The sequence below is a fragment of the Peterkaempfera griseoplana genome, from assembly GCF_001418575.1.
Classification (GTDB): Bacteria; Actinomycetota; Actinomycetes; order Streptomycetales; family Streptomycetaceae; genus Peterkaempfera; species Peterkaempfera griseoplana.
The window spans coordinates 20,949-29,582 of record NZ_LIQR01000289.1; the positions used below are offsets into that span (position 1 = coordinate 20,949).

At 72.3% G+C, this 8,634-nt stretch carries 7 protein-coding genes and 1 pseudogene; 1 reads left to right on the forward strand and 7 read right to left on the reverse strand.

Going from position 1 to position 8,634, the window contains the following annotated elements:
• Window positions 1-3 precede the first annotated feature (3 nt).
• The 7 genes from rpsD to AOK09_RS21415 all read right to left on the reverse strand — a co-directional run bounded on the left by rpsD (window position 4) and on the right by AOK09_RS21415 (window position 8,134).
• On the reverse strand, window positions 4-615 hold the full coding sequence (rpsD, locus tag AOK09_RS21385) for a 30S ribosomal protein S4 (RefSeq protein WP_055588834.1): 612 nt from the start codon (window positions 613-615) through the stop codon (window positions 4-6).
• A 390-nt stretch (window positions 616-1,005) separates the two neighbouring features.
• A complete protein-coding gene (locus AOK09_RS21390; protein WP_055588835.1) occupies window positions 1,006-2,352 on the reverse strand; it encodes a replication-associated recombination protein A in 1,347 nt (448 codons plus the stop codon).
• Between the two features lie 223 nt (window positions 2,353-2,575).
• Entirely contained in the window at window positions 2,576-3,619 is a 1,044-nt protein-coding gene (locus AOK09_RS21395) for an SCO0930 family lipoprotein (protein ID WP_055588836.1), read from the reverse strand.
• Window positions 3,620-3,754: 135 nt separating this feature from the next.
• Window positions 3,755-4,276 (reverse strand): GNAT family N-acetyltransferase, encoded by a 522-nt coding sequence (locus AOK09_RS21400; protein WP_055588837.1) that lies wholly within the window; start codon window positions 4,274-4,276, stop codon window positions 3,755-3,757.
• Window positions 4,277-4,371: 95 nt separating this feature from the next.
• Entirely contained in the window at window positions 4,372-6,156 is a 1,785-nt protein-coding gene (gene aspS / locus AOK09_RS21405; protein WP_055588838.1) for an aspartate--tRNA ligase, read from the reverse strand.
• Window positions 6,153-7,415, reverse strand: a complete 1,263-nt coding sequence (hisS, locus tag AOK09_RS21410; RefSeq protein ID WP_055588839.1) for a histidine--tRNA ligase — start codon at window positions 7,413-7,415, stop codon at window positions 6,153-6,155. The genes aspS and hisS overlap by 4 nt, the downstream gene beginning before the upstream one ends.
• 11 nt (window positions 7,416-7,426) lie before the next feature.
• The gene (locus tag AOK09_RS21415; RefSeq protein WP_055588840.1) at window positions 7,427-8,134 is read right to left on the reverse strand and encodes an MBL fold metallo-hydrolase; all 708 of its coding nucleotides are present in this window, start codon (window positions 8,132-8,134) and stop codon (window positions 7,427-7,429) included.
• Between the two features lie 257 nt (window positions 8,135-8,391).
• Between AOK09_RS21415 and AOK09_RS21420 the strand changes: the two are divergent.
• Window positions 8,392-8,634, forward strand: a pseudogene (locus tag AOK09_RS21420) (peptidylprolyl isomerase); the annotation flags it as partial.

Here is an 8,634-nt window from a genome sequence, read left to right on the forward strand (position 1 = left end):
GGGTCAGCGCGAGTAGTACTCGACGACCAGCTGCTCGTCGCAGATCACGGGGATCTCCTTGCGCTGCGGGTCGCGGTCCATACGGAAGGCCAGGGCCTTCAGGTTGACCTCGAGGTACTTCGGGGTCTGACCCTCGCCGGCGTAGCCACCCTCGCGGGCCACCTGGAAGGGGTGCTTCTCCTTGCTGCGGTCACGCACGGTGACGACATACCCGGGCTTCATCACGAACGAGGGCTTGTTGACCTTGCGGCCGTTGACCTCGATGTGGCCGTGGACGACCATCTGGCGGGCCTGGTAGATCGTCCGGGCGATCCCGGAGCGCAGCACCAGGGCGTCCAGCCGGCGCTCCAGCTCGACGATCAGCGCCTCACCGGTCTTGCCACCGGCCTTGCGGGCGCGGTCGAAGGCACGGGAGAGCTGGGTCTCGCTGAGGTCGTACTGGGCGCGCAGACGCTGCTTCTCGAGCAGACGGACCTTGTAGTCGCTGCTCTGCTTGCGCCCACGGCCGTGCTGGCCCGGCGGGTAGGGGCGGGCCTCGAAGTACTTGACGGACTTCGGGGTCAGCGGGATACCCAGCGCGCGGGACAGACGCACCTTGGGACGGGACTGGTTCACTGTGAACCGAACCTCTCTGTTGTGTGCATGGCTCACCACTGTTGAAGGAGGTCGTTTGTCGCGGACCGGGAAAACCCGTCGCCGCCGTGGCGGAGGGGGTCAGCCGCTTCCCGGGCCGGTGCCCGTACCGGTGCGCACGAGAGGCCCACCGCCGTCTGGTGGTGGGCTGCCCGCGGCACTGGGACGTGCGCGACGCTCCTGGAACCCGCGCCCGAGGGCATGAGCTCCGACCGACGCCCCGCTGGTGACGCCGGTCGGCGGACCCGGTCTCCCGGGAGCCTTCCGTGCACGGGACGTGGCACTTCACGCCATTGTACGGGGCGTGCGCCGGTGCTCCGGACCACACCCCGCCCGGGGACGGCGGAAGAGCGGTCGGCGGACCGCCGCGGCTCACTCCCCGCCGAGCTTGTCCCGGACCCGCTCCACGACCTCCGCGTAGCGGGCCTCGACGCCGTGCCGGGTCGGCTGGTAGTAGCGGCGGCCGTGGACCGTGTCCGGCGCGTACTGCTGGGCCGCGATACCGCCGGGCAGGTCATGAGGGTACTGGTAGCCCTGGCCGTGGCCGAGCCGCTTGGCGCCGCCGTAGTGGGAGTCCCGCAGATGGGGCGGTACGGGGCCGGCCAGCCCCTTGCGGACGTCCGCCAGAGCTGCGTCTATGGCCAGATAGGCGGCGTTGGACTTGGGCGCCAGGGCCAGCGCGATCACCGCCTGGGAGAGGGTGATCCGGGCTTCGGGGAAGCCGATCAGCTGCACCGCCTGGGCGGCCGCCACCGCGGTCTGCAGCGCGGTGGGGTCGGCCAGGCCGATGTCCTCACTGGCGGAGATCATCAGCCGCCGGGCGATGAACCGGGGGTCCTCCCCCGCCTCCACCATCCGCGCCAGATAGTGCAGGGCGGCGTCCACATCGCTGCCCCGGATGGACTTGATGAGCGCGCTGGCCACGTCGTAGTGCTGGTCGCCGTCCCGGTCGTAGCGGACGGCGGCCTTGTTCACCGCGGTCTCGGTGGTGGCCAGGGTGATCTCCGACTCGCCCTTGGCCAGGGCCGCCCCGGCGGCCGCCTCCAGCGTGGTGAGCGCCCGGCGGGCGTCGCCGCCGGCGAGCCGCACCAGATGGTGCTCCGCGTCGGCCTCCAGGGTCAGCGCACCGCCCAGGCCGCGCTCGTCGGCCACCGCCCGGTGCAGCAGCTCGCGGATGTCGTCGTCGGTGAGCGACTCCAGGGTGAGCAGCAGCGAGCGGGAGAGCAGTGGGGAGATCACCGAGAAGTAGGGGTTCTCGGTGGTGGCCGCGATCAGGGTGACCCAGCGGTTCTCCACCGCGGGCAGCAGGGAGTCCTGCTGGGCCTTGGAGAAGCGGTGGATCTCGTCCAGGAAGAGCACCGTCTCGCGCCCCGAGGCGCCCACCTCGCGGCGGGCGCTGTCGATGACCGCGCGGACCTCCTTCACCCCCGCGGTGATCGCGGAGAGCTCCACGAAGCGCCGGTCGGTGGCCCGGCTGATCACATACGCCAGGGTGGTCTTGCCGGTGCCGGGCGGCCCCCAGAGGATCACCGAGGAGGTGGCGGCGGGGCCGTGCGCGGTGGCCACCAGTCTGCGCAGCGGCGAGCCCTCGCCCAGCAGCTGCCGCTGCCCGGCGACCTCGTCCAGGGTGCGGGGGCGCATCCGTACGGCCAGGGGTGCCCGGCCGGGCTCCCTGGCCTGGCGTTCCTCGGCGGCGGCGGTGAAGAGATCGGGTTCCACCCCAGCAGCGTATGCCAGCGCACCGACAGCACGGCCGGGCGCCGACCGTCTGGGCCGGGCGACCGGGGCTCGGCGTCCGGGGCGGGGCCGGCTCCGGGGTCGGGCGTACGACGGGGCGGCGCGCGAACCTGGTGTCCGCGCGCCGCCCTCCCCTTCCCCGCACCGGCGGGCCGCTGCCACGCGCCACCGGTTCCCCTGCGGGTCTCCTGGGCGGCCGCGCCCGCTACTTGGTGAGCTTGCCCTGCGGGGTGACGGCGAACCAGGTGCCGCCCACGCCCTGGCCGGACGCCTGACCGGGCTTGGTGTCCTTGCTGTAGTTGTAGACGGGCCAGCAGTTGATGGCGAGCTGGTAGATCCCGTCGGGGCGCTTGATGTTGGTGATCAGCTTCCTGTCGATGCCCAGCGCCCTGGCGGCCTGCTCCTGCTGCTGCAGGGTGAGCGGCTGGGCCGGGGGCCAGACCTTGGTGCACTGGCCGGTGCAGGCGATCTTCATCGGCCAGGCGACGTCCTTGGTGAAGCGGTAGAGCACCATGCCCTTGCCGTCGACCAGGATCTTGCCCAGCTGCGGGTCGTCGACGCTGGAGAGGGCCCACTGGCTGGCGCTGCCGCTGCCCGCACCGGAGCCGCCGGACCCGTAACCGCCGCTGCCTCCGCTGCCTCCGGAGGATCCGGAGGACCCGGAGGATCCGGACGCGGCCTGGCCCGCCTTCTTGCCGTCGGGCTGCACGGCCCACCAGACCTGGTTGACGCCCTGCCCGTTGGTGTCCCCGGCCGCGGAGTCGGCCGCATACAGGTACATCGGCCAGCCCGCCACCGTGAGCTGCTTGGAACCGTCCGCCCGGGTGACCTCGCCGAGCAGGCTCGGGTCGGCGACCTTGGCTGCGTTCCTGGCCGAGGCGGGGACCGGCGGCCACGCCTGGGCGCAGGCGTCGTTGCAGTTGGACGTGGGCGGGTTGGCGGTGTCCTTGTCGTACCGGTACATCGTGCGGCCCTGGCCGTCGACCAGGATGTCGCCGAGCTTGGCGTCCTTGGCGGTGCTGATGCCCGCCGCCGAGCCGGCCGCGGCCGGGGCCGCCTGGGAGGCCGTGTCACCGCCGTAGGAGCCGCCGCCGGAACCGTAGCCGCCGCTGCCGTACGCGTCCCCCGCTGCCGCTGCGGGCTGCACCGTGGTGGTGCCGGCAGACTGCTGCGAAGAACCGCAGGCGCCTGCAAGCAGGACCACGGCCGCGGCCCCCACGGTGGCTCCCACCCTTGTCGCCTTGTTCATCTGCGTACTCCTCGATCCGGTCTGCTGAGGCGCGATCGCGCCGCCGTCGGGGAGGATTACGGGGCCGGGCCGGGGACGGTTCAAACCCGTGCGAAGAATTTGCGCGGCGGCCGTGGGGAGCGACGGCCGCCTGGCTCACACCTCGTCAAAAGGCGGCGGGTACACCGCCGTTCCGCACGGGCCGCCGTCGTAGGCGGCCAGCGGAAGGGCCTGGAAGTGGGTGTCGGGGACCTCACGGGCGCAGGTGACACCGTGTCCGGAGGCCGGGGTGAAGCCGAAACGGCCGTAGTAGCGGGGATCGCCCAGCACCACCACCAGGCGCTCACCGGCGGCGTCCGCGGCCTCCAGCGCGGACTGCACCACGAAGGTGCCGACCCCCCGGCGCTGCCACTCGGGGGCGACCGCGACGGGAGCCAGGGCCAGGGCGGCACCGCCGCCGACGTCCAGCCGGGTGAGCAGGGCGTGGGCGATGACCAGTCCGCGGTGGTCGGCCGCGACCCAGGAGAGACCGGGCAGCCAGACGGGATCCTTGCGCAGGACGTCCACCAGGTCGGCTTCCGCCGGGCCGGGGAAGGCCGCCATGTGCACCCGCCGCACGGCGGGCGCGTCGTCCGGCTCCTCGGGTCTGGCCCGGACCACTCCGCTGCGCTCGATCATCGCCTGCTCCCTCCATGTCTCACACCGTTGTGAACGGGCCCCGGCGGCTGCGGGACACGCAGCCGCCGGGGCCCGGAAGGTCGTACCGTCCGGGGTCAGGCCTCGGACTTCTGCTCCGCCTCGCCCTTGGGCTTCGGCTTGGCGTCAATCCCCGCCTCGCGCCGCTGCTCGGCGGTGATCGGGGTCGGGGCGCCGGTCAGCGGGTCACCGCCGGTCGAGGTCTTCGGGAAGGCGATGACGTCCCGGATGGTCTCGTACCCGCCCAGCAGGGCGACCAGCCGGTCCAGGCCCAGCGCGATGCCGCCGTGCGGCGGCGGGCCGTAGTTGAAGGCCTCCAGCAGGAAGCCGAACTGCGAGGCCGCCTCCTCCTGGGAGAGGCCGATCGCGTCGAAGGCCCGCTGCTGGACCTCGCGCTGGTGGATACGGATGGAGCCGCCGCCGATCTCGGAACCGTTGAGCACCAGGTCGTAGGCGTTGGAGAGGGCGCTCGCCGGGTCCTTGTCGAAGGTGTCCAGGGACTCGGCGGTGGGGGCGGTGAAGGGGTGGTGGATGGCGGTCCAGCCGGTCTGCTCGCCCTTGTCGTCCTCCACCGGCTCGAACATCGGGAAGTCGACCACCCAGAGGAACTCCCACCGGGACTCGTCGATCAGCCCGCAGCGGCGGCCGATCTCCAGCCGCGCCGCACCCAGCAGCTCCTGGGAGGCGGTCCGGCGGCCGGCGGCGAAGAAGATGGCGTCGCCCTTGGCCGCCCCGGCGGCCTCGACCAGTCCGGCCAGGTGCTCCTGGGAGAGGTTCTTGGCGACCGGGCCGCGCAGCTCGCCGCTCTCGGCGTCGACCACCACGTACGCCAGGCCGCGGGCGCCGCGGGCCTTGGCCCAGTCCTGCCAGCCGTCCAGCTGCTTGCGGGTCTGGGCGGCGCCGCCGGGCATCACCACGGCGCCGACGTACGGCGCCTGGAAGACCCGGAAGGAAGTGCCCGAGAAGTACTCGGTGAGGTCGGTGAGCTCCTGGCCGAACCGTACGTCGGGCTTGTCCGAGCCGTAGCGGTTCATGGCGTCGGCGTAGCTGAGGCGCGGCAGCGGACGCGGAAGGTCGTAGCCGTGCACCTCCTTCCACACCCGGGCGACGACCTGCTCGCCGATGTCCAGGACGTCCTCCTGGTCGACGAAGGACATCTCCACGTCGAGCTGGGTGAACTCCGGCTGCCGGTCGGCGCGGAAGTCCTCGTCCCGGAAGCAGCGGGCGATCTGGTAGTAGCGCTCCATGCCGGCGACCATCAGCAGCTGCTTGAAGAGCTGCGGGGACTGCGGCAGGGCGTACCAGCTGCCCGGCTGGAGGCGGACCGGGACCAGGAAGTCGCGGGCGCCCTCGGGGGTGGAGCGGGTGAGGTTCGGCGTCTCGATGTCGAGGAAGCCGTTCTCCTCCATCACCGTGCGGATGACGTGGTTGACCTTGGAGCGCAGCCGCAGCGCGCGGGCCGGGCCCTCGCGGCGCAGGTCGAGGTAGCGGTACTTGAGCCGCACCTCCTCGTTGACCGTGCCGGGCTCGTACTCGGCGACCGGGAACGGCAGCGGCGCGGCCTCGGAGAGCACCTCGAGGTCGCTGACGACCACCTCGACGGCGCCGGTGGGGATGTCGGGGTTCTCGTTGCCCTCGGGGCGCACCCGGACGTCGCCGACGACCTTGACGCAGTACTCGGCGCGCAGGCCGTGCACCGAGTCGAGGTCGCGGACGACGATCTGCACGGTGCCCGAGGCGTCGCGCAGATCGATGAAGGCCACGCCTCCGTGGTCGCGCCGGCGGGCGACCCAGCCTGCGAGGGTCACGGTGGTACCGGCGTGCTCCGCGCGGAGCGTGCCCGCGTCGTGCGTGCGGATCACGAAAGCTTCTCCTTCAGGGTGGTGACGAGAGCGGTGACGGCGACCGGGGTCTGGTCGCCGGTGGTGAGGTCCTTGAGCTGCACCACGCCGTCGGCGAGGTCACGCTCACCGGCGACCACGGCCCAGCGGGCGCCGGAGCGGTCCGCGGACTTCATGGCGCCCTTGAGGCCCTTGCCGCCGAAGGCGATGTCGGCTGCCACACCGGCCCGGCGGGCCTCGGTGACCAGGCCGAAGAGCACCTGGCGGGCCTGTTCGCCGAGCGGTACGGCGAAGACCTGGGTACGGGCGGGGACGGCGGTCTCGACGCCCTCGGCCTTCAGCGCCAGCACCGTGCGGTCCACGCCGAGCGCCCAGCCGACGGAGGGCAGCGCGGGGCCGCCGATCATCTCCGAGAGGCCGTCGTAGCGCCCGCCGCCGCCGACCGCGGACTGCGAGCCCAGGCCGTCGTGGACGAACTCGAAGGTGGTGCGGGTGTAGTAGTCCAGCCCGCGGACCAGCTTGGGGTCGTCCTCGAAGGCGACGCCGGCCGCGGTCAGCAGCTCGCGCACCTGCTCGTGGTAGGCCTTGCAGTCCTCACAGAGGTGGTCGCGCATCAGGGGCGCGCCCGTGAGCTGCTTCTGCACCGACTCGCGCTTGTCGTCCAGCACCCGCAGTGGGTTGATCTCGGCCCGGCGCAGGGTGTCCTCGTCCAGGTCCAGCCCGCGCAGGAAGTCCTGCAGTGCGGCGCGGTAGACGGGGCGGCACTCGCGGTCGCCGAGGCTGTTGAGCAGCAGGCGGAAGTTCTTCAGGCCGAGCGAGCGGTAGGCGTCCACCGCCAGGATGATCAGCTCGGCGTCCAGCGCCGGGTCCTCGGCGCCGATGGCCTCCGCACCGACCTGGGAGAACTGGCGGTAGCGGCCGGCCTGGGGCTTCTCGTACCGGTAGTAGGAGCCGGAGTACCAGAGCTTCACCGGGAGGTTGCCGACCCGGTGCAGATTGGCCTGGAGAGCGGCGCGCAGCACCGAGGCGGTGCCCTCGGGGCGCAGCGCCAGCTCGTCGCCGCCCTTGGTGGTGAGGCTGTACATCTCCTTGGTGACGATGTCGGTGGACTCGCCGACACCGCGGGAGAAGAGCTTGACGTCCTCGAAGACGGGGGTCTCGATGTAGCCGTACCCGGCGCTGCGCAGGGGCGCGGCGATGGCCTCGCGGACGGCGAGGAAGGTCTCGGAGTCCGGCGGGATCAGGTCGTAGGTGCCCTTGGGGGCGCTGAAGGTGCTCAACTTCGCTTCCGTCACATTCCTCGTCGCGGGGCGGCCGGCGCGTCCAGCGCGCCTGCCACCTGCCTGAGGTAGGGGTTGGCGGCGCGTTCGCGGCCGATGCTGGTCTGGTCTCCGTGGCCGGCGAGGACGACCGTCTCGTCCGGGAGCGGCAGGCACACCCGTGCCAGCGACTCCAGGATCCGGGCGTGGTCCCCGCCGGGCAGATCCGTGCGTCCGATGGAGCCGGCGAACAGCAGGTCGCCCGAGAACAGCACCGGGGGTACGTCCCCGGCGGCGGGCGTCCTGAAGGTCACCGACCCCTGGGTATGGCCGGGCGCATGGTCGACGGTGAGCTGCAGGCCGGCCAGGTCGAGCACGGTGCCGTCGGTGAGCTCGCGCAGGTCGTCGGGCTCGCCCACGGTGATGGAGCCCATCAGCTGCTGCCCCAGCGAGCGTCCGAGGGCCCGGGCCGGGTCGGCCATCATGTAGCGGTCGTCGGGGTGTATCCAGGCCGGGATGTTGCGGGCTCCGCACACCGGGACCACCGAGGCGACATGGTCGATGTGCCCGTGGGTGAGGACCACCGCGACCGGCTTCAGCCGGTGCTCGCGCACCAGCTCCTCGACGCCGTCGGCGGCCTCGTGCCCGGGATCCACGATGACGCACTCCTCGCCGGCGGCCGGCGCGACCAGGTAGCAGTTGGTGCTCCAGGCTCCGGCGGGAAATCCGGCGATGAACACGTGCGTCCCTCGATCGGTGGGTGGCGGTTTTTGAGGTCTTCGGCTTTTGAGGTCTTCGGGAAGCCTACCGGCGGTGAGGTGCGGTTTGCGAACCAGATAGCGGCAGGCCGCGCGCTGCGTCCGTTCCAGCGAGTACGGGCGCTGTCACCCCCCGCTGATACCGCGCTTACATACCGCATCCCTACACTGGGCCGCCGACGGGTGCGTGTCGCACCAGCACACACCCAAGCGTTCGGAACAACGAGGAGACGGCACCGGTGGACAGCGAGAAGCGGCGGCGGCAGCTCGCCCGTGCGAAGTACGAGCGGCAGCAGCAGCGCCGGGCCGAGATGCGGCAGCAGGCCCGGCGGCGGAACACGGTGATCGGCGCCTCGCTGGCGGTGGTGCTGCTCGCGGGCGGCGCGGCCTGGGCCGGCGTGGCCATCGCGGGCGACGGCGACTCCACCAAGACCACCGCTGCGTCGGACACCGCCACCTCGGCGGCCCCCTCCGCGTCGGCC

Coding starts and splice junctions, on each gene's coding strand:
- AOK09_RS21395 (WP_055588836.1), bottom strand. CDS start 3,619: ATGAACAAGGCGACAAGGGTGGGAGCCACCGTGGGGGCCGCGGCCGTG.
- AOK09_RS21400 (WP_055588837.1), bottom strand. CDS start 4,276: ATGATCGAGCGCAGCGGAGTGGTCCGGGCCAGACCCGAGGAGCCGGAC.